The following is a 21,871-nucleotide window of genomic DNA, read 5'->3' on the forward strand; positions in this document are numbered from 1 at the left end:
TGCCAGCACCGTACTGACCTTCAGGGATAATACCCTCAAAATCAGCATACTCAAGACTGTGGTCGTCAACCAGCACGGCAAGTCTTTTATCAGCAGGATTCATTGAAGGTCCTTTTGGAACTGCCCATGATTTCAAGACACCATCCATCTCGAGTCTGAGGTCATAATGGAGGTGTCTTGCATGGTGCTCATGGACCACAAATATGGCCATCCTTAGAGAACTTCAAGAAGCTCTATATCAAATATCAGTTCCTTTCCTGCAAGTGGATGGTTTGCATCCAGTGTGACAGTTGTTCCCGTTATCTTTGTAATAACCACATCAACAAAGGAACCATTGTCCTGCCTTATCTGAAGATGCAGTCCTACCTCTGGTTTTATATGAGTTGGAAATTGACTCATATCAACATCCGCTGTTAGCTCTTCAAGATAAGGGCCATAGGCCTCATCAGGCGAAAGGACAACCGTCTTTGTCTCACCTGTATTCATACCTATAACAGCCTTTTCAAAGCCTGGGATCAGTCTGCCTTCTCCGATTGTGAATTCAAGAGGCTCTCTTCCGAGGGATGTATCAAACACTGTGCCATCACTCAGTTTTCCTGTGTAATGCACCCTAACGGTATCTCCTATGCCTGCTCTTGCCATAAAAAACTCCTTGGGGATTTACTTCCAGACACCCTGATAAAGAAAAATTCAATATTCAGGGGCAGCCCTGACAGTTCAGGGATGAAATCCCATTAGAAATTATAACATAACTTATGACGCTGTCAATTGAAGAGATATAATCTTTGACACACCCGGCTCTTCCATTGTCACACCATAAAGATAATCGCAGTAACTCATTGTGGTCTTGTTATGAGTTATAACTATAAACTGGATCATTTTTGAAAGCTCTTTCAGCATCTTTGCAAATCTTTCAATATTAGCGTCATCAAGAGGAGCATCAGCTTCATCAAGTATGCAGAGCGGGGCTGGCTTTATAAGAAAACTCGCTATAAGAAGTGAAAGGGCTGTCAGAGCCTTCTCTCCACCTGAAAGAAGATTTATATTCTGGAGTCTTTTGCCGGGTGGCTGGGCTATTACCTCTATACCACTTTCAAGGATATTATTCTCATCTGTAAGAACAATAGATGCCTTGCCACCCCCAAATAGGGAGCTGAAGACCTCGCCAAACTTCTCATTGAGTGCTTCAAAAGCTTCCCTTAGTTTTTTCCTTGTTGTGACATTTATCTTCTGTATTGCTTCCTCAAGTTCTCGGATAGAATTCGTTAAATCCTCCTGCTGCGTGCTCAAAAAATTGTATCGCTCCTTTATCTCCTCATACTCTTCTATGATACCGGGATTAACAGGACCGAGTTCTTCTATCTTCTTTCTTATAACCTCAAGTCTCTCTGAAAGCTCCTCAACGGTTCCTTCAACGGGAAGTTCCTTTTCATCAAGTTCTTCAATATTGATTCCATAATTTATATTTATGGAATCCCTTATTCCATCAAGTCTCACAACGGTCTCTGCTCTTTGAACATCAAGCTCGCTAATTTCTTTAAGAATGACTTCAAGGCCCTCCCTCATTGTTTTAATCTTTTCCTCTGCCTCTAAAAATCTTTTTCTCTCTTCCTGAATCTCCTGCCTCTCCATAAAAAGTCTTTCCTTCATCTCCAATATCTCTTTTGCATGCTCTGCTGTCCTTTGTTTGAGTTCTTCAATATTCTTTAAAAGATTCTCTCTATCCCTATCAAGACCCTCGATAGCAGTAAGAAGAATTCCCTTTTTCTCCTCTATTATTCTGATCCTCTTTTCCCCATCTTCTATCTCTTTAAGAAGGGAATTATAATTCTCTATCTTCTTTGTCTGGTTCATCCTGAGCTCAGTGTACTCCTGCCTCATTGCTTCCATGAGTTGCCTCTTTTCAAGGAGTTTATTTTTTACAGATTCTATGTCTGATTCAAGAACAATCCTTTTTTCCTCGAGATCCCCTATCTCCTCATCCATCCTTTTAAGCTCTTCACTTAATGTAACTTTCTCTTTCAAAGACTCCTCTCTTTCAATATGGAGCGTGGAAAGCCTTCTCTCAAGTCTCTCTTTTTCCTGAAAGGCCTTATCCAGAGAATGCTTTAGACCTGTTAAGCGACCTTCCTCCTGTGTGAGAAGTTCATCGATTTTTTGAATTTCCTGTTCAAGACCAGACAATATATCTTTTTTTGTCTGTATCTCACTGTTTTTTCTATCAATAAGTTTTTTAAGACTGTCAATATAGTGCTCGAGTTCCTTTATTTCTCTCTTTCTCTTGAGAACCTCTTTCCCCTTACCTGACCATATTATTCCATCTTGATCCACAACCTCTCCATCTATTGTAGCTATTCTATCACTGTAGCCTTCTTTTTTTATCCTTATTGCTTCCTCAATCGACTCAACTATTATTGTATCCCTCAATATAGCCTTAAGAAGATTCTCATACCTGCTATCGATAATCTTAACAATATCTATTGCTTTTACTGAATTTAATGTTAAAGAGGTATGCTCTGCTTCACTGGGAGAAAAAAGGCCTTCACTGAAAAAGGCTGTTCTTGAAAGTTCCTTTTCTTTTACAAGACTGACAGCCCTTTTGAGGTCCTCCGGTCCTGAAAGCATAAAGGTGTTAATCCTTTCAGAAAGTATTCCTTCAACTGCTCTCTCATATTTCTCAGGAACTTCAAAAAGGTCTGAAAGGACTCCTTCTATCCTGAGACCCTCTGCTTCCATAAAAAACTTCTCTGTTGCTTCATCAAGTACGAGCTCCCTAAGCGAGCTGAGCCTTGACAGACCTGATGCAAGCTCTTCCTTTGCCTTCTGAAGCTCCTCTGTGAGACTTTCAATATTATTTTCTATCGTTCCCATCTGATCAAGTAATTCTTCCTTCCTGTTTTTCAAAGAGAAGATCTCCTCAGAAGAAAATTTTATGTCTTTTTCTATAGTTTCTATTGTTCCATCCAGGTTACTCAGTAATTCCTGAATTTCTCCAAGTTCCTTTTCAAAAGAGAAAAATCTTTTTTCTATTGATTCAAGATTTGCCTCTATTCTTGTCTTATCATTTGACCACCTGCTGAGTTCTTCAGAAAGCCTGAAGAGCGACCTTCTCTTTTCTTCAAGACTTTGGTCCTGAAAAGCTATCTCCTCTTCTAATGATTTCAACTTAAGAGAAAGTTCCTCAATCTTAACTTTTATACTGTCAATCTCAAGATTCAGGGCATTCCTTCTGAGAGAGAGTTCTTCTACGTTCTTCTTGAGGTCCTCAACTTTTTTAAGATTCTCCTCTCCCTCAAATTCAAGCCTTTCCTTCTCTTTCCTTTTTGCCTCTGCCTCAGCTTCCATCTGGATTATTGTCTTTTCATTTTCTGCAATCAATCTCTCCTTTTCTTCAAGTGCCAAATAGAGATTTTCCAGAGCCTTTTCCTTTTCAATAAGGAAAAGTCTTCCCTGCTGTATAGAATTATCAAGAATATTGATTTCAGCCCTTAAAGCACCCTCCCTCTCCTTATGAATATTTATTTTTTCAAGTACACTGGAAAGAAATGAATTCAGCTGATTAAAGTGATTTTTCGCAAGGTAAAGTTCTATCAGCCTTCGTTCATCAGAGAGTTTTTTATATCTTTCTGCCTTCTTTACCTGTCTGTCCAGGCTGTTTAACTGCCTCTTGACCTCGTTGATAATGTCATTTATCCTCTGAAGATTTATCTTTGATTGCTCAAGTTTCTGAAGTGCCTCTGCCTTTTTTACCTTGTATTTTATAACACCAGCTATCTCCTCAATCAGGAATCTCCTCTCCTGGGGTTTGGCATTTATTAATTGGGATATCCTTTCCTGTTCAAAGATAAAGTAATTTTTTACATCCATACCTGTGTCAAGAAGAAGGTCTTTTATATCCTTTAACCTGCAGGAATTATTGTTTATGGCATATTCACTTTCTCCGCTTCTATATATCCTTCTTGTTATTACTGTAATATTATTGCCTCCCGAACCATTATCTTCTGAAGAGGGTAAAAGGCCTGATATATGGAGGGATACCTCGGCCATGCCTTTTGGTTTCCTCGTCTGGGAGCCATTGAAGATAAGCTCATCCATCTTTTCGCCCCTCAGGGATTTAGCACTCTGTTCACCAAGAAGCCACTTTACGGCATCGACAAGATTGCTCTTTCCACAACCATTGGGACCAACGATACCAGTAATCCCTGGATGGAGCTGGATGGAAATCCTTTCGGCGAAAGATTTGAAACCTGATAGTTCAATTTTCTCTATCTTCATTACAGGGCAATTCAGGAAGCCATCTCTATGAGTTTTTCTGCAATCTGGATTGCATTGAGGGCTGCGCCCTTTCTTAGATTATCTGCCACAATCCACATATTTATACCATTTGGAATTGATTCATCTTCCCTTATCCTTCCCACATAGACCTCATCCTTTCCAGCTACATGCACAGGAAGGGGATAGACATTCTTCTCTGGAGCATCGAAGACAATCACTCCGGGAGCTTGAGAAAGGATTGCCCTCACCTCATTTGCTGAGAGCTTCTTCTCTGTTTCTATATTTACACTCTCTGAGTGACCCCTGAAAACAGGTACTCGCACCGTTGTAGCGGTAACCCTTATTGAAGGATCCCCCATTATCTTCTTTGTCTCGTTTACCATCTTCATCTCTTCTTTTGTATAACCATTCTCAAGGAATTTGTCTATATGGGGCAGTACATTGAAGGCAATCTGGTGGGGATAAACATTACACTTTATATCTCTGAAATTAAGAAGGTCTGCTGTCTGCTGAAGAAGTTCATCCATTGCCTTTTTGCCGGTTCCAGAAACAGACTGAAAGGTGGTAACCACAATCCTCTTTATTTTTGCAACATCATGAAGTGGTTTAAGTGCAACGACCATCTGAATGGTTGAGCAGTTAGGATTGGCAATTATTCCCTTATGCCACTTAAGGTCTTGGGGATTGACCTCTGGAACAACAAGAGGAACATCGGGCTCCATTCTCCACTGACTTGAATTATCAATTACCACACAGCCCGACCTGACAGCCACTGGTGCCCATACCTTTGAACGCTCCGCTCCTGCTGAAAAAAGGGCTATATCCACTCCCTTGAAAGAGTCTTCATTGAGGGTCTCAACAGGAATCTCTCTACTACGGAATTCTATCTTCTTACCAAGAGATCTCTCAGAGGCAAAGGCCCTTAATTCCCTTACGGGAAAGTCCCTCTCTTCAAGTATAAGGATCATCTCCTCACCAACTGCACCTGTTGCTCCTACAACAGCAACTACATAGGAATCTTTCTTCTTTAACATATTAACTCCTGCTCATACCTTTTATATTTATTCTAAAAAATTTTCGTACTTTGTAGCTCCAAGAAAATTAAGTTAAGAAAGAATCTCAAATTTCAATCAGGGATTAATCATATCAGAGCATTGTTACATATTTAGCAACCAAGTCACCAACCTCTGTTGTTGTATATCCCATCTGACCTGCCTGAAGACTTTTAAGATGCTTTGATGTAACTTCAATAACCGCCTTCTCAAGAATTTCAGCTGCCTTAGTTTCACCAAGGTATTCAAGCATCATACCTCCAGCGCAGATAGCTGCCAGGGGGTTAATCATGTTTTTACCAGTATATTTAGGCGCAGAGCCTCCAATAGGCTCAAACATTGAAACACCCTGAGGATTGATATTACCACCTGCAGCAATTCCCATTCCACCCTGTATCATGGCTCCAAGGTCAGTTATAATATCTCCAAACATATTATCTGTCACAATAACATCAAACCATTCAGGATTCTTAACAAACCACATGGTTATGGCATCAACATGGGCATAATCCACATTTATATCAGGATACTCCCTTGCGACTTCATAAAAAACCCTCTCCCAAAGGTCAAAGGCATAGGTTAGAACATTTGTCTTTCCACAGAGGGTAAGCTTTTTATTCTTATTCCTCTTTCTGCAGTATTCAAAGGCAAATCTTATACAGCGTTCAACACCTTTTCTTGTATTGATTGATTCCTGAATTGCTACCTCATCAGAAGTGCCCTTTCTGAGGAAACCTCCCGCACCTGCATAAAGTCCTTCTGTATTTTCCCTTACAACGACAAAATCTATATCCTCTGGTTTCTTATTTTTTAGAGGACAATCAACCCCGGGGTAAAGTTTTACTGGTCGGAGGTTTATATACTGATCAAGCTCAAATCTTATCCTCAACAGGATACCCTTTTCAAGTATACCGGGTTTTACCTGAGGATGGCCTATTGCTCCAAGATAAATAGCATGAAAATTTTTAAGCTCCTCTATAGCACCTTCAGGAAGGGTCTCCCCTGTTCTAAGGTACCGCTCACCACCAAAATCATAATAGTGATAATTCAATTTAAAGCCCAGTCTTTGTGATAGAGCATCGAGGACCTTCACTCCCTCTCTTATAACCTCAGGTCCCGTACCATCACCGGGAATTACAGCAATATTATAGGACTTCACGGAAACCTCCTGTTTAAATTTCTGAGGAATATTACTTTGCTATTTTCTTCTTCACCCACTCAATAAGACCTCCGGCAGCTATAAGCTCCTGCATGAAAGGCGGGATTGGTTTTGCTCTGTACTGCTTACCGGTTGTGATATTTTTAATGATACCTGTACCGGCATCAATCTCTATCTCGTCACCCTCGCTTATATTGTCTGCTGCTTCTACTGACTCAAAAATTGGTAGCCCTATATTAAAGGCGTTCCTGTAAAATATCCTTGCAAAGCTCTTTGCTATAACTGCCTGTACTCCTGCAGCCTTTATGGCAATTGGTGCATGCTCTCTTGAAGAACCACAGCCAAAATTCTTGCCTGCAACTATAATATCACCTGGCTTGACCTTGGATGCAAATTCCTTGTCTGCATCCTCCATCACATGCCTTGCCAGTTCAGATGGATCAGAGGTATTCAGATACCGTGCGGGAATAATTGCATCGGTATCTATGTTATCTCCAAACCTCCAGACCCTACCTTTCAATAACATTGTTTATTATATACATTACAGATATGAAGAGTAAAGACTTTTTAAAAAAGATTGTTGATAGGTAAAATAGCAGCCTGAATAGTTCAATTGAGACTGTGCTATTTTCAATGTTTTAAAAGTATCTCCTTCACACTATTTAAGGTCATGAATTATATTATGAAAGGCTTCCGGTAGAAATATTTATCTGCCCTGGAAATAAAATATTTTTATATTCAGGTACCCTAGGGCTGGCATTTTTGTTAAAATAACTTCATGATGTCTCTATTTCATCTCGCTCATAAGAACTTAAAGCTAAAAACCTTCAGAACTTCTGCCCTGATCGTATCAATTGCTCTTGTCTCGGGCCTCCTCTTTGCAGGCTCCATAAGCATGAAAAGTGTACTTAAGAGTGTCAAAGTAGGTGCAGAGAGGCTCGGTGCTGACATCATGGTGGTACCAGAGGGCTATGAGGAAAAGGCACGTTCTACCCTCATAGCAGGTAAACCATCTGTCTTTTATATGCCTGGTGAGATATTTGATAAAGTTAGAAAGATAAAGGGTGTGAAACAGGCCTCACCTCAACTGTTTATAAAATCATTACCCTATCCATGCTGTAGCATCGTGGATGTTCTGCTTGTTGCCTTTGATCCGGAGAGTGATTTCACAGTTAAACCCTGGCTTCAGGAAACAATAAAAAGAAAACTTTCCAGAGATGAAATTATTATAGGTGCCTCCATACCTGTCAGTAAAGATGAGAAAATGACCTTCTATGGTAAGGAACTCACTGTTGTCGGTAAACTCTCAAAGACAGGTCTAGAATACATAGACCATGCGGCTTATATGACAATGGAGACAGCCCGTGAACTTATAAGGGTTTCAAAAATAAAAGCCTATGAGCCACTTAATATAAAAGATGATGTATATTCAGCAATACTTGTTCAACTTGATCCCGGGATATCTCCTGAAAGGGCAGCACTTTTTATAGAGTATGAAATAAAGGGTATAAAGGCAATTACCTCACAGGAGGTCATGCTTTCTGTGAAAAGACAGCTCTCTGTGCTCATGAGGACATTGTTTGGTATAGCTATAAGTCTCTGGATAGTAACAATAATACTTGTTGGGGTAATCTTTTCAATGATAGTTAATGAAAGAAAGAGAGAGATAGGTATCCTGAGATCCCTTGGAGCAAAACGGTCAGAAGTATTTTATCTCATTACAATAGAGGCGTTTATAATATCCCTCATCGGAGGAATTACAGGAATACTTTCTGGTGGTTTAATTATTTTAGCAATAAAAGAACCTATCAGGGTAGCATTCAATCTTCCCTATCTTTGGCCTGATGCCCTTTTTGTGCTTGCCGTAGGAATAGTAATACTGCTGATATCCCTATTAACGGGTACAGGAACAGCGCTATTTCCAGCTCTCAGAATAAGTAGAATGGAGCCCTATGAGGCTATAAGAATGGGAGAATGATTGAGGATTTAATATAAAACTTTAAAAAATAGGAGGTTAAAACATGTTAAGAATTTTTGTTATTGTAATTATTATCAGCTTATTTTCATCAGTCAATGCTTCAGATATAATTATTGAGGATGTATCAGGTATCTTTTCTCCAAAGATACCCGATGCTGGTGCTATCTTCATGAAGATAAAGAATTTTGGCAATATGGATGATGCAATTATAGATGCAAGAGTTGATATAAAAGGTGTTACAGTGGAACTTCACGATGTAAAGGATGGTCAGATGTACAGAATTGATAAAATCAATCTGCCAGCAAAAAGCACTGTAGAACTTAAAAAAGGAGGGCTCCATATAATGCTCTTCAAACTCCCCATTGAACTTAAGGAAGACCAGGAATTCAAGCTTACCATTATATTAGAAAAGGCAGGAGAGATCACTCTTCCAGTGAAACTCAAGAGCTCAAGACAGATGCACCATCATTCCCATTAGAAATTTCACTATAAAACCAGTGCGGCGAAAGATCAAAATAGGCATAAGCGCCTGTCTTATAGGTAAGAAGGTCAGATACAATGGTTCACATAAACTGAATAGAAACATAAAGAGATGGGCATCATCAAAAGGAATTGAATTAATCCCGGTCTGCCCTGAGGTTGAGTGCGGCCTTCCTGTTCCGAGGGAACCGATGATCCTCATTGGTAATCCAGAAGCTCCAAGGCTATTAACCATCGAGACTGGAATTGATTATACAGATAAATTAAAAAGATGGTCAAAGGAGAAATTAAAAGCCCTGAAAAAAGAAAAACTCTCAGGATTCATTTTTAAAAGTCGTTCTCCAAGCTGTGGATTAAGAAGTGTAAAAATAAAAGGTCATAGAAAAAAAATTAATGGTCTCTTTACTTCATCAATCATAGATAGCTTTCCAGAAATGCCTGTTACAGAAGATGATAGACTGAAAACACCAGCCTCACGGGAAAGATTTTTTAAAAAAATTAAAAACCATATGAAAGAACAAAAAGCATAAAATAAAAATGTAGAGAGTCTATTTCCCGCCTCCAAAGTAAATCCTTTATCAAGGATCTTTCTAAAGCCTCAAGTTTTTTCCTATAATCACAAATTTTTTTATAGAAATTTTCTATTTTTCTATCGCTAATTTATTTTTTAAAATTTTTTCCGGAAGGAGCATGGAGCCGTGTTCCACTGGTCTGTAAAATCAATGTTTGGTTGAAAGATGAACGGAAAACTTCCTTAAATTCTAATCATAATCTAAAATCTATAGATAAAATAAAAATCATAGAAAATATCTGTTGGATTTTTTTAAAAAAACTTGATATAAAAATTACATGGAGCTTATTGATGCAAGAGGAATTCCATGCCCCAAACCAGTCATGCTGGCTGAAGAAGCCCTCTCCAGGATTAGTGAAGGTATTATCGAAATACTAGTTGATAATGAGGCCTCTGTAAAAAATCTCACAAGGTTTGCTAACAAGAATGGCTTTTATACAGAGAATTTGAAGGAAGATAACTACTGGAGGGTAAAGATTGTTAAAGGTTATCCATGCGAGATTGAAAGTCCTCCGGAGAGTATGAAAAGAGCAGAAGAGGTAACAAGTTCTGAAGTCCTCTCACGACTGTCAGAATATTTCTTGATAGTGGCAACAGATACTATGGGCAGGGATGAAGAACTTGGAAGGGTTTTGATGAAGTCCTTTTTTGAGACCATGAAGGTCACAAAGGAATTGCCCAAGATAATATTTTTTATGAACACCGGAGTGAAATTAACAACCATAAATGAAGAGCTCATTCTTATCCTCAAGGATATAGAGGAAATGGGTGTTGAGATCTTCTCCTGCGGGACATGCCTTAAATATTACAACTTAGAATCATCCCTGAAGGTTGGTTACAGGGGCACATCAAATCATATTATAGAGAATATGAAAGACTACAGAACAGTCTGGATTGGCTGAAATTATCTATTAAAATGTCTTTTAAGGGAGGTAACATGAAAAGATTAACTTTGATGGTAATTTTTTTATTATGTCTTATTCCTGTTATTTTATTAGCCTCTGAAAAGATTTCTCAAAAATATCCTACAAAAGAAGAACCGATGATAGTTGATGAAAAATCAAAAACAGTAATGATCTATACAGAGGTTCATGAGATGAATGTCCATCAGTACAATGTCCACTGGGGAGTGGTATTCAAGGATGGTAGATTTGCGGACAGGGCTATACTTAAGGCCTATGTTAATCAGCTTGATTTTCATGATGCCTTGATAAAAATCGGCGCAAAACCCGGAAACAATCTTAATAAAGACACTATAGGCTCCTATGTGGAAGGCGATGTATTGGAGGTTAAAGCAACCTGGCCAGGTCTTGGCAAGGAACTGTCTCTGGAAGAGATATTTGAAGATACATCAGGAAAAGGGTTTTTAATTAAATTTGGAGGTAACAGAAAGGCATCAGAGGAACAGAAGACAGGATGCATAACCTGTCTTGAAAGCTGCTGGATATCCATTACTAGTAATGCAAACTATCCCCAGACAGGGTCAATAAAGAGATTTATCAATCCTAATTCAAGATTCAGGGGAAGGGCTGATGTCCTTCCTCCAGATGGACAGCCTGTCATATTGATTTATAAATTGAAAAGACAATGAAACTTTCTGTAATTATTCCTGCACTGAATGAAGAAAATTTTATTATTAGATGCATAGAATCAGCAAAAACACTTAATCCCTCAGAGATTATAGTCGTTGATGCTGGAAGCAGTGATAAAACAGCTGAACTTGCTGAAAGGGAGGGTGCACTGGTTATAAAATCATCCCCAGGCAGGGGCATCCAGCTAATGAAGGGTGCCCTTGCATCAGAGGGTGAAATACTAATGTTTCTTCATGCTGATAGCATTATCTCTGAACCTTTAGATATAAAAAGTTATATAAATAATGGTTTTTCAGGAGGATTTTTAAGACTGAAATTTGATTATCACACACTCTCCCTGAGGCTTGTGGAATTTTTTGCAAACCTTAGAGCAAAACTTCTAAATCTCCCCTATGGAGATCAGGCTATCTTTGTAAGAAGAGACATATTTTATGAAATCGGGGGGTTCAGGGATTATCCTTTTTTAGAGGATATTGATTTTGTCATGAGATTGAGAAAAAGAGGAAGACTTGCAAGCATACCTGTACCGGTCATTGTCTCGTCAAGAAGACTGTTAAAGGGTTATCCCCTCTCACCCATTTTTGTAAGCCTGAGAAACGTTATGATTGTAATGCTTTTTCTAATGGGATTCAGTCCCTTCAAGCTTAAAAGACTTTACAAATGAGGTAACCATGGAAGAATCTGTATTAAAAAGATATAGGGATGCGGCAAAAGAAATAGAAAAGTCATTATGCTGTCCCACATCATACAATCCTGAATACCTGAAGATTATTCCTCAGGAAATACTTGAAAAAGACTATGGATGCGGTGATCCATCAAGATATGTTAGGCAGTCTGAGACTGTCCTTGACCTCGGCTCAGGAGCGGGAAAACTCTGCTACATAATGGCCCAGATAGTAGGACCTGAAGGAAAGGTTATCGGAGTTGATATGAATGACGAGATGCTCTCGGTAGCAAGAAAATACCAGAATACCATAGCAGAAAAACTCGGATACAGCAATGTGGAATTTAAAAAAGCAAGGATTCAGAATCTTAGACTTGATCTTGAAAGAGTTGATGAATATCTGAAAAAAAATCCTGTCAGGACATCAGATGATCTGATATTACTAAACAGCTTCTGTGAGAAACTTGAAAAAGAATCTCCTCTTATACCTGATAATTCCGTGGATGTTGTTGTATCAAACTGTGTTCTTAATCTTGTAAAGGAGGAGGACAAAAATAATCTTTTCAGAGAGATTTACAGAGTTCTTAAGCCAGGTGGAAGGGCTGTGATAAGCGATATAGTCTCTGACGAGGATGTGCCCGAACACATGAAAAAGGATCCTGAACTCTGGTCCGGATGCATTTCAGGCGCACTGAGAGAAGATCTATTTTTAAAGGCCTTTGAAGATGCAGGCTTTTACGGTACCAGGATACTTAAGTGGGATGATGCGCCCTGGAAGATAGTTGAAGGTATAGAATTTAGATCTTTAACAATCGTAGCCTATAAAGGTAAAGAAGGAGCATGCCTTGATAAAGGTCATGCAGTTATATATAAAGGGCCATTCAGAAAGATCGAGGACGATGATGGCCATGTCTTTGAAAGGGGAAAAAGAATTGCTGTCTGCGAAAAGACCTTTAATGTGCTTTTAAAGGAGCCCTATGCTGAAAATTTTGTTTTCATCCAGCCTTCTCAGCCTGTCTCACCTGTACCATTCCCATGCAGTGAAAAGATTGTTTACAGACATCCTTCAGAGACAAAAAAGGGAGTAGTCTTCAGCAATAACTCATGCAGTTCCTCTGATTGTTGTCCTAACTTTGAGCCATTCAGTGAAAGACTTAAAAGACTTAACCTTGTTTTACAGAAGAAAAGAATCAGGATTATACAGTTAAATCTCGGAAATCGCTGCAATCAATCATGCCTGCACTGTCATGTAGAGGCCTCTCCTTCAGGAAGGTTTATGGAAAGAGAAATAATAGAGAAGGTTATAAAATTTCTAAAGAAAAATCCAGGTCTTGATGTAGACATCACAGGTGGCGCACCTGAACTCCATCCTGATATAGAGTATCTCCTTAAAGAAATAGTAAGTTCGGTAAACAAAATTTACCTTAGGACCAATCTAACTGCTCTCATGGAACGTACTGAATTGATCCGGCTCTTCAAGGATCTGGAAATCGAATTGATCGCCTCACTTCCAGACATATCCGAAGAAAGGACAGACCTTATGCGAGGTAGAGGAGTTTTTGAAAGGTCTATAGAGGCTCTCAAAAAATTAAATGACCATGCCTTTGGAATAGAATCCCCTCTTCACCTCGTCCATAACCCTCCGGAGTATCTCTTACCTGAATTTCAGGAGATTGTTGAGAAAAAATACAGAGATTACCTCAGAGAAGAATACGGCATTTCATTTACCAGACTCTTTGTTCTCAACAACATGCCTGTTGGAAGATTTAAAGAAAGGCTTTATAAAAAAGGACAGTATCAGAATTATATGGCCATGCTTGCTTCAAATTTTAATCCCTCTACAGTTGAGAATCTCATGTGCCTTTTCATGATAAATATAAACTATGAAGGAAAGGTATCAGACTGTGACTTCAACAATATGCTTCAGCTCTATCTGAATGCCAGTATTGATGACCTATCAATTGATTACCTGAACGGTAGAAATATCATAACAGGTGACCACTGTTATGGATGTACTGCACTGAGGGGTTCTGGATGCTATGGAAGCGTACTTAAATAAAATATCAGAGACAGAAGAATCTCAAAAGAAGACAGCCCTTTTAGAAGGCTGTACTTATTGCGGTAAGTGTAAGAGGGCCTGCCCCTTTCTTGAAAGATACGGCCTCCCCTCAGAAATAATTATTAGTGAATCCGACTCTGTCTTTCTCTGCACGAATTGCAAAGCCTGCGACCTGGTCTGCCCGGAATCTCTTTCTCCATCTGATGCTCTATTGAATCTAAAATATGAACTGATCAAGAGAGACAGAATCAGTATAACCACAAAAAAGGCAATATATTCATCCAGTAGCTATGCAATGAGGGGTCATAGATTTCCTTTTGTTTATTATTCAAGGTCAGAGAAGGCCTTCTGGCCAGGTTGCTCCCTTCAGGGTACAAGACCGGACATTGTAAGAAAGCTTGTCAGAACCTTAAAGACAGGGCTTGTGCTTGATTGTTGCTTTGACCCCTTATTCCAGAACGGAGACCTTGATGGAGTGAGGACAGCCTCGGAGAGGATAAAGGAAAGACTAAAAAAACATGGAATAAATCATCTTATCCTTGGATGCACCAACTGTAAAAAGATATTCTCCCTTTACATGCCTGAAATAAAGACAGAGCATGTGCTTGAGACCATGGCTGAAATTCCTTTCTCAAAAAATTTTCATCTTAAAGAGCTTTATCTCCATCATCCCTGCCCTTCTTTCCGTTTTTCTATAAGAGAAGTAGCCAAGAGATTTATACCATCTTCAGTCAATATTATTTTGGAGTCATCCCGACCACTCTGCTGCGGACTTGGAGGTTCTGCAAGTGCTATTTCAGAAGAGCTATCAGACAGATTTACAGAGAAGATAATTGCTGATTCAAAGGAAAAACCGGTCATAACATACTGTATGGGTTGCAAAAATAAATTTCTCAAAAAAGGAAAAGAGGCATATCATATACTTGAATTCCTTACAGATGTAAAACCTCTTAAAAGTACAGTATCTTCAGGGAAAAAGTGGGTCAACAGATTTCTGCTTTCAACAATCTATAAACTCAAAAACAAAAAATTCCTTTTTGGACTCTCTCTGGTCCTTGCAATACTTCTTGTCACCTATTTAAGAAAGGCTGGATATATTTCTTCAGAATCCCTTTTTGATTTCATAAGAAAAAATAAGGTGCTCGCACCTTTATTATTTATACTGATCTATTCAATAGGTCCGAGCCTCTTTATACCCAGTCTTCCACTCACAATCGGAGCAGGTTTTCTCTGGGGACCTTTCTGGGGAGTCCTTTTTTCCATTACTGGTGCAACCTCAGGTGCCTTTGTCTCATTCCTTTTGAGTCGCTATCTTATGGGTGAGACAATAAAATATAAATTTGGATATGAGAGATGGAACTGGTTAAATGAAAAGGTTAAGAGACACGGCTGGAAGGCTGTTGCCTTTGCAAGGCTTCTTCCCATTCTTCCCTTTCCTGTACTAAATTATCTATTCGGTATTACACCCATTCCTGCTTTACACTATCTATGGAGTACCTGTGTCTTTATGCTTCCAGCTTGTATTGCCTATGTCTATTTCGGTAGTTCTATGGAGCAATTAATATTCAGAGGCAATTTAAAGGCAATTATTTTAGGAATACTTTTTGTGTCCCTCTTAATGCTTCTTCCTCTTGTAATAAAACCTTTATTTAAAAAATTGAGTTCAGAAAATGGAAGATAAAGCATGCATTGGGATCATCTTCAGGACCCCTGATTATGGTAAAGTAAAGAAGAGACTTGCCTCAACAATAGGAGAAGAAAGGGCCCTCCGGGCCTACACCGTCATGCTCTATGCAACCATTAGCAATGTATCAGGACTGGATAGAATAGATATATTTGGTTTCTATGAAGGAAGATTTCCCGAAGAGATAAGCACAATAAGCAGGTTCAAGGAAATCCTTCCTCAGGAAGGGCAGGAACTGGGAGAAAGACTCTTAAGAGCAATAGAACGCCTTTCTAAAGCAGGTTATAAAAAAATCCTATTAATAGGAGCTGATTCCCCTGATCTGCCTGCTGATAATATAAAAGAAGCTTTTAGAGCCCTTGATAACTTTGACCTTGTCATAGGTCCTTCAGAGGATGGAGGATATTATCTTATAGGTATGAAAGAACCTCTTTTCTTTATCTTTCAGGAGATCCCCTGGGGAGGGAGCGAGGTTTTAAAAACAACACTCAGGATGGCGTTACAAAAGGGGCTTTCTGTCTATCTTCTTCCGAGATGGTATGATATAGACACAGAGAAAGACCTAAAAAGATGGTTCAGTAAGTGCCTGAATTATTGAGAAGGAGTTTTAAGTATTTCTCTTTTATAAGCACTGGGTGTATAGCCAGCATATTTCTTAAAATATCTTATGAAATTACTCAGATCATTAAAACCCACCTCTGCTGCAACATCAGATACTGTTCTGTCAGGATCTCTCAGAAGTATCTTTGCCCTTTCAAGACGCAGCAGGCAGAGTAATTTCTTCGGACTGATACCTGTATATCTCCTGAATATCCTGCAGAAGTGAAACCTGCTGAAACCTGCCTCCCTTGCCATATCTAATATTGAAAGTTTGTCACCGAGATGTTCATTCATGAAATAGATTGTTTTTATTATACTGGCAGGAATATCTTCAATAGGCTTGTCAAGAAATTTAAGCACATCTGTTACGGGGAATGCTGTCCTTTTCTCTCTTGCTCTTCTTTTAAGGGTTAAAAGCTCATTCAATCTTTTTTTAAACTCATTCAGGTCGAATGGTTTTTTAAAAAATTCTCTTGCTCCTGCCTTGAATGTCTTTATTACAATCTCTTCAGAAGTTTCCTCTGTTAAAAATACAACCGGAATCTCGGGTCTCAAATTCTTTATTTCTTTTAAAATCATGAGGCCCTTGACTGGATTATATCCTGAATCAAGGATAAGAAGATCCATATCCATTTTTTTGATACGGTCACTCTGGCTGAGAGGGTAAATAAAGACAGACTCTCCCTCCAGTGAGAGAGTATTATAAATCTTTTCCTCTCCTTCTGTGAGCACAACAACAGGTCTTCTAGTCATATATATAAAATGCTCCCTGAATTATTTATTAATTATTAACTTTCTAAAATAAAATAAGCAATATTTGTGCCTGTAAAAATTGCTATGAGAATTCATAATTTTAAAATATCAAACTTCTTAAATATGTGTGTTTTCGCAATAAATTGTGAGTTTTCACACAGTTATAGGCAGTATAGCATGACATAATGGAAATTTTGCTCATTCTTGAGATAAAACCCTCCTGTCCTGTACCATAAATTTATGGAGAGAGAGATATTGAAAGATTACTTTACTGATGGGGATATCGAAAACCTTTTAAGAAAAAAGATCCTTGAACCCTGTCATGCAGAGGGTCTGGAATATTTCAGGCTCTCACAGGAATTTAAAAAATACTACAGGGGAACTGTATTTCATGAAAAGGGTTTTATACCAGGTTATCCAAGAATTCCCAGGATACTGCATCTTGAAAATGGCATAAAGAGATATTTTAAAAACTCTTTTTATATAGAAGAAAAGATGGATGGCTATAATGTGAGGTTATGTCTTATCAACAGCAGACCCCTTGCCTTTACAAGGGGTGGTTTTGTCTGCCCTTTTACTACAGACAGGATTGATGATTTTGTAAATCCCGATTTTTTCAGAAAATATCCTGATTATATTATCTGTGGAGAGGTGGTTGGACCTGGAAATCCTTACAACATAGAGACCACTTCATATATTAAGGAAGATGTGGCCTTCTTCGTATTTGACCTGTTTAATGAAAAAGGTGAGAGGCTTCCTCCGGAAAAAAGATATGCTATTGTCAAAGAGTTCAATATGAAAGAGGTCAGGAGATGGGGTCCTTTTTCAGCCACAGAAATAGAAAAGATTAAAGAGATTGTACTTGAATTGAATTATTCAATGAGAGAGGGCATTGTGATTAAATCCATTGACGGAAAGGTGAATCTTAAATATGTTACCCTTTCATCCTGCCTGAGGGATCTAGAGGCAACAACCCATCTTATAACAGAGCTGCCAGCTGGTTTTTATATCCAGAGGATACTTAGGGCAATATTCTTCAGCAATGAATTTAAAATACCTCTTACAGAGGAATACCTCCTTGAATCTGCAAAGGCTTTCTACCTAAAACCCCTTGAAACCCTCAGGAGTGTTGAAAAGGGTAAAGGTATAAGAGAGGTCTTCAGCGTAAAGGTAAAGAACAAAACAACAATTAATAAGCTCATTAAACACCTAAGCAGGGCAGGTATAAGAACAGAACTCCTTGAGATAAAAGAAGAGCAAGGTTATTTTAATTTCAAATTTGCAAGGCTCTATACAAAAGGAACAAAGGAGTTCAGACAGAGGCTTATGGGAAAGTCCTTTTATGATTAATCCCCTAAAGGGTCCTTGAATATCGCTTCAAGTTCAATCTTTAAATCTTTGAGCAACTGAGACTCTACTGTTCCCTTTCCCTCAGCTTTTATAATTAAAGAAAAACTGCCTACTTCATTGAAATATATTTCAACAGAATTAATCTCTGGATCAACGATCCAGTATTCCTTAACACCAGCCCTTTCATAAACTCTAAACTTCTCCCTTATATCTCGGAAAGCAGTAAAAGGTGAAAGAATCTCTATCACGAGATCAGGTGCTCCATATATACCATCCTTCTTTATGATATCTTTTTTTTCCCTTGTTATGAATATAATATCAGGCTGGAAGGCATTTTCATCATCAAGATAGACATCCACTGGTGAGGATATTACTATACCCTTTCCCTGCGTAGAATTCCTGATTCTTTCCACAATATTTCCAAGTACTATCTGGTGGCGGGGATTTGGTGCCGGTGTCATAACAAGCTCACCTTCTATTAGCTGGTATGGTGCTCCCTCTGGAAGTAATTTATAATAATTAACAGAGAGTCTTTTCTCTTTAATCAACGGCATAATTCATTATACCACATGCAGAAATTCTTTAAGTTTGAACTCCTCTGAGGAGTGTAGTCCTTTTAATTGCACCGAGCAGATAATCCTTGAATTTCTCAGGAAAGAGCCATTTTATACCGAGTTTTTCAGCCCACTTTATTAATCCCTGGTCTGCTGTTACTAAAAGGGCATCAAGCTCCATGGCAAGTAAAAGAAGATCAACATCCTCCTTGCTGTCAATAATTCCTTCCCTGAGTGCCTCCCTGTATTTCCTTCTAAGGTCCTGTATGATCTCCTCAGGGCTCTTTTTCTCCACATCCCTGACAGCCCTCTCAGCAATCCTCAGACCTTTATTTACCCTTTCCCTAATATCCTCTATCAATTCATAAAGTAGAAAAGCAGGGCACTTAAGCTCATGCATCTTTGGAGGTTTCTGATGCAAAACAACCAGGAGATCACCTGGTATCTTGCTCCTTTCCACAAAATGCATCAGCTCTGTAAATATAGAAGGAGGCATGTAAAACTCCAGTATATGAATCTGGGCAGCAAGAAAGAGAAAGGTCTCAAAGGCCTGAGTGGGATTGTCTCCAAAGCTTGCCCTTACATCTGGATTCACAAAAAGGCTTGTATCAAGCACGACCTTCTGGGGTGTTATTATAACAGAGTCCTGGGTCTCTCTCTTTTCCTCTTTTTCGACTTCCATTAGATNAATGATACAGGATAATACACGGGTGTTGCAACATAAAACCAGATGGCCTCATTTTTCTGATACAGAGTGGAAGGTTTTACCTTCTGATGATGATAGTTTCAGAGAAAGGTCCTTCCCGGGAAGGACCAACGGCTGTAATTCTGTAAATAACCTCTTTAAAATCTCCTGGCTCATCCACATATAGGGGATAGGCAGCTTCTCCGACAGGTGTAAAACTTTCACCGTAACTTCTGTATATCCTGTAACCCTTTATCCATTTTTCAGGATTTTCTTTCCATGTAAGCATAACCTTTTTATCAGAGAGAACAAATCTTAACCCCTCAGGTTTCGAAGGTATATAGTCCTCAGGCCTAACGGTCACCTCAGCTGCAAAACCCTCCACAGAATCTCTCTTACATCTCAGTCTGTAAGTCCTAATCATATTTGGCTCGGGTGTATCTTTAAAATAGCTGTCCTTAATCGGTTCTTTATTCAGAATCTCCTCCCTGCCATCCTCCACCTTGTAGAGATTGTAATGACATTCAGCAGATAAATTCCATGAAAGAACGATTCCATCATCTATTATCCTGAAATTAAATGAAGCCGGATAATCAGGTAAGGAGATTGAAGGAATTAACAATTTCCCTTCTTTTCTGTAGCCATCCACTGATACTGTTACAATAAGATATTCCACTGCCTCACCTGTATAGGGGCTGCTATCTGTAAAAGAGTGCTCCCTGGTCTGGCCTATTTTGATAAATGATCCCTGGCTCTTTTTGAAGATTTCAAAATATACTCCTTCCCTTGAATGATAATTCCAGTTTATTCTAATGCCATCAGGTCTGATGAGATAATTTATTTCTGAAACAGGCTCGGGAATTATAAATTTCTTATATGAAGGTTCACCCTTCTTACCGCAACCATGAAGTAGAGATGAAATAAAAAATAAATAAAAGAGATAACAGAAGACAACTGATAATTTCATTAGGTGACCCTTTGAATCAATCTCTTAAGTGCACTTATCTGTCTTCTTACTTCCCTGAGAGATGTGCCGCCTTTTGAATTCTTTGCACTAACAGAACCCTCTGGTGAGAGGAGCCTGAAGATATCAGATTCAATGAGGGGTGAAAATTTTTTCATCTCATCAATGCTTAATGTCTCAATGGACTTACCATTCTCTATGCAGTATCTTACAATTCTGCCAGTTATTTCATGAGCCCTTCTGAAGGGAAGGCCCTTTTTTACAAGATATTCAGCCAGATCTGTGGCCAAAGAGAATCCACCTGAGGCACTATACATGGCATCTTTATTAAATTTAATCAGGGGAAGCATCTCAGTTAGTAATCTCAGGCATGCCTTCACTGTATCAACGGTATCAAAGATAGGTTCCTTGTCTTCCTGCATGTCCCTGTTGTATGTAAGAGGAAGACCCTTCATGACTGTAAGAAGACTAATAAGGTTTCCGTAAATCCTTCCTGTTTTTCCCCTAATAAGCTCAAGGACATCGGGGTTCTTTTTCTGGGGCATAATGCTTGAACCCGTTGTATAGGCATCTGGCAATTCTGCAAAGTTAAATTCTGAAGAAGACCAGAGAATAAACTCCTCAGAAAGTCTTGAAAGATGCATCATAAGTACTGAAGTATTAAATAAAAACTCAAGGGCAAAATCCCTGTCAGAAACAGCATCCATACTATTAAGTGCTATCTCTTTAAATCCGAGCTTTTTTGCAACGAAATCCCTGTCAGTTGGAAGGGATGTTCCAGCAAGGGCACAGGCTCCAAGAGGCATAACATTAATCCTTTTAAGATTCTCCCTGAACCTCTCTGAATCCCTTAAAAGCATCCAGGCATAGGCAAGAAGGTGATGGCTTAGCAGCACTGGCTGGGCTCTCTGAAGGTGGGTATATCCAGGCATTATGTACTCCTTGTATTTTTCAGCAAGTTTAATAATAACCTTTATTAGTTTATCAATGAGTTTTAATATCTCTCTGACTTCCTCCCTTAGATAGAGTCTCAGGTCAGTAACCACCTGGTCATTTCTGGAACGGGCGGTATGAAGTCTTGCACCTGCCTCACCAGTTCGTTCCGTAAGATTATATTCAATGTTCATATGAACATCCTCAAGCTCTTTTTTAAAATCAAACCTTCCTTTCTCTATGTCTCTGAGGATATCCTTGAGACCCTTGATAATCTTTCTGCCATCAGACTTTGAGATGATACCCTGCTTTATGAGCATTTCCGCATGGCTGATACTTCCAAGTACATCGTATCTTGCAAGTCTTTTATCAAAGGAGATAGATTCAGTAAATTCCTCAACAGAGGATGCAGTGCCTTCTTTGAATCTTCCTGACCAGGGCTTTTTCATAAAATCTCCATTAGTCTTGATATTGCAAATTATACCATAGTTATGGAGTATTGCTGAATTTGCCAGCTT

At 38.9% G+C, this 21,871-nt stretch carries 20 protein-coding genes and 1 pseudogene; 10 read left to right on the plus strand and 11 right to left on the minus strand.

The features are described 5' to 3' along the window. The 6 genes and pseudogenes from N2257_02720 to leuD all read right to left on the minus strand — a co-directional run. Positions 1–211 (minus strand): 3'-phosphoesterase (locus N2257_02720; GenBank protein ID MCX7793309.1); only part of this gene is annotated, 211 nt, incomplete at its 3' end. 2 nt (positions 212–213) lie between these two features. Further along, positions 214–621: pseudogene (locus N2257_02725) on the minus strand (peptidylprolyl isomerase). 132 nt (positions 622–753) lie between these two features. Further along, complete coding sequence (smc, locus tag N2257_02730; GenBank protein MCX7793310.1) at positions 754–4,275, minus strand: chromosome segregation protein SMC; 3,522 nt, start codon at positions 4,273–4,275, stop codon at positions 754–756. An 11-nt stretch (positions 4,276–4,286) separates the two neighbouring features. Next, positions 4,287–5,309 (minus strand): aspartate-semialdehyde dehydrogenase, encoded by a 1,023-nt coding sequence (locus N2257_02735; GenBank protein MCX7793311.1) that lies wholly within the window; start codon positions 5,307–5,309, stop codon positions 4,287–4,289. A 112-nt stretch (positions 5,310–5,421) separates the two neighbouring features. Next, on the minus strand, positions 5,422–6,486 hold the full coding sequence (locus N2257_02740) for a 3-isopropylmalate dehydrogenase (protein ID MCX7793312.1): 1,065 nt from the start codon (positions 6,484–6,486) through the stop codon (positions 5,422–5,424). 31 nt (positions 6,487–6,517) lie between these two features. After that, positions 6,518–7,012, minus strand: a complete 495-nt coding sequence (leuD, locus tag N2257_02745) for a 3-isopropylmalate dehydratase small subunit (protein MCX7793313.1) — start codon at positions 7,010–7,012, stop codon at positions 6,518–6,520. Positions 7,013–7,264: 252 nt separating this feature from the next. Between leuD and N2257_02750 the strand changes: the two genes are divergently transcribed. The 9 genes from N2257_02750 to N2257_02790 all read left to right on the plus strand — a co-directional run bounded on the left by N2257_02750 (position 7,265) and on the right by N2257_02790 (position 16,112). Continuing rightward, positions 7,265–8,464 (plus strand): FtsX-like permease family protein, encoded by a 1,200-nt coding sequence (locus N2257_02750; GenBank protein ID MCX7793314.1) that lies wholly within the window; start codon positions 7,265–7,267, stop codon positions 8,462–8,464. A 43-nt stretch (positions 8,465–8,507) separates the two neighbouring features. Beyond that, positions 8,508–8,942 carry a copper chaperone PCu(A)C gene (locus tag N2257_02755; protein MCX7793315.1) on the plus strand — a complete coding sequence of 145 codons (435 nt, stop codon included), beginning with the start codon at positions 8,508–8,510 and terminating at the stop codon, positions 8,940–8,942. Between the two features lie 19 nt (positions 8,943–8,961). After that, positions 8,962–9,474, plus strand: a complete 513-nt coding sequence (locus N2257_02760) for a DUF523 domain-containing protein (protein ID MCX7793316.1) — start codon at positions 8,962–8,964, stop codon at positions 9,472–9,474. A 319-nt stretch (positions 9,475–9,793) separates the two neighbouring features. Continuing rightward, a complete protein-coding gene (gene yedF / locus N2257_02765; protein ID MCX7793317.1) occupies positions 9,794–10,417 on the plus strand; it encodes a sulfurtransferase-like selenium metabolism protein YedF in 624 nt (207 codons plus the stop codon). Positions 10,418–10,452: 35 nt separating this feature from the next. After that, positions 10,453–11,106, plus strand: a complete 654-nt coding sequence (locus N2257_02770; GenBank protein MCX7793318.1) for a YdjY domain-containing protein — start codon at positions 10,453–10,455, stop codon at positions 11,104–11,106. Next, positions 11,103–11,771 (plus strand): TIGR04283 family arsenosugar biosynthesis glycosyltransferase, encoded by a 669-nt coding sequence (locus N2257_02775; protein MCX7793319.1) that lies wholly within the window; start codon positions 11,103–11,105, stop codon positions 11,769–11,771. The genes N2257_02770 and N2257_02775 overlap by 4 nt, the downstream gene beginning before the upstream one ends. Positions 11,772–11,778: 7 nt before the next feature. After that, a complete protein-coding gene (arsS, locus tag N2257_02780) occupies positions 11,779–13,830 on the plus strand; it encodes an arsenosugar biosynthesis radical SAM protein ArsS (GenBank protein MCX7793320.1) in 2,052 nt (683 codons plus the stop codon). Then, on the plus strand, positions 13,811–15,511 hold the full coding sequence (locus tag N2257_02785; protein MCX7793321.1) for a VTT domain-containing protein: 1,701 nt from the start codon (positions 13,811–13,813) through the stop codon (positions 15,509–15,511). Before arsS ends, N2257_02785 begins: the two co-directional genes overlap by 20 nt. Continuing rightward, positions 15,501–16,112 carry a TIGR04282 family arsenosugar biosynthesis glycosyltransferase gene (locus tag N2257_02790; protein ID MCX7793322.1) on the plus strand — a complete coding sequence of 204 codons (612 nt, stop codon included), beginning with the start codon at positions 15,501–15,503 and terminating at the stop codon, positions 16,110–16,112. The genes N2257_02785 and N2257_02790 overlap by 11 nt, the downstream gene beginning before the upstream one ends. Here the strand turns inward: N2257_02790 and N2257_02795 are convergent. After that, a complete protein-coding gene (locus N2257_02795) occupies positions 16,106–16,867 on the minus strand; it encodes a helix-turn-helix domain-containing protein (protein MCX7793323.1) in 762 nt (253 codons plus the stop codon). The two genes, N2257_02790 and N2257_02795, sit on opposite strands and share 7 nt — an antisense overlap. Before the next feature lie 240 nt (positions 16,868–17,107). Here N2257_02795 and N2257_02800 point away from each other — a divergent pair, with 240 nt between their 5' ends. Then, positions 17,108–18,217 (plus strand): RNA ligase, encoded by a 1,110-nt coding sequence (locus N2257_02800; protein ID MCX7793324.1) that lies wholly within the window; start codon positions 17,108–17,110, stop codon positions 18,215–18,217. Here N2257_02800 and N2257_02805 read toward each other — a convergent pair. The 4 genes from N2257_02805 to argH all read right to left on the minus strand — a co-directional run bounded on the left by N2257_02805 (position 18,214) and on the right by argH (position 21,802). Beyond that, on the minus strand, positions 18,214–18,771 hold the full coding sequence (locus N2257_02805; protein ID MCX7793325.1) for a Uma2 family endonuclease: 558 nt from the start codon (positions 18,769–18,771) through the stop codon (positions 18,214–18,216). The two genes, N2257_02800 and N2257_02805, sit on opposite strands and share 4 nt — an antisense overlap. Positions 18,772–18,799: 28 nt before the next feature. Next, positions 18,800–19,453 (minus strand): RNA ligase partner protein, encoded by a 654-nt coding sequence (locus N2257_02810; GenBank protein MCX7793326.1) that lies wholly within the window; start codon positions 19,451–19,453, stop codon positions 18,800–18,802. An 82-nt stretch (positions 19,454–19,535) separates the two neighbouring features. Then, positions 19,536–20,423 (minus strand): hypothetical protein, encoded by an 888-nt coding sequence (locus N2257_02815; GenBank protein ID MCX7793327.1) that lies wholly within the window; start codon positions 20,421–20,423, stop codon positions 19,536–19,538. Then, positions 20,423–21,802, minus strand: coding sequence for an argininosuccinate lyase (gene argH / locus N2257_02820; protein MCX7793328.1), 1,380 nt, complete (start codon positions 21,800–21,802; stop codon positions 20,423–20,425). The genes N2257_02815 and argH overlap by 1 nt, the downstream gene beginning before the upstream one ends. Between the last annotated feature and the right edge of the window lie 69 nt (positions 21,803–21,871).

Source organism: Thermodesulfovibrionales bacterium (assembly GCA_026417875.1).
In the GTDB taxonomy this organism is placed as follows: domain Bacteria; phylum Nitrospirota; class Thermodesulfovibrionia; order Thermodesulfovibrionales; family CALJEL01; genus CALJEL01.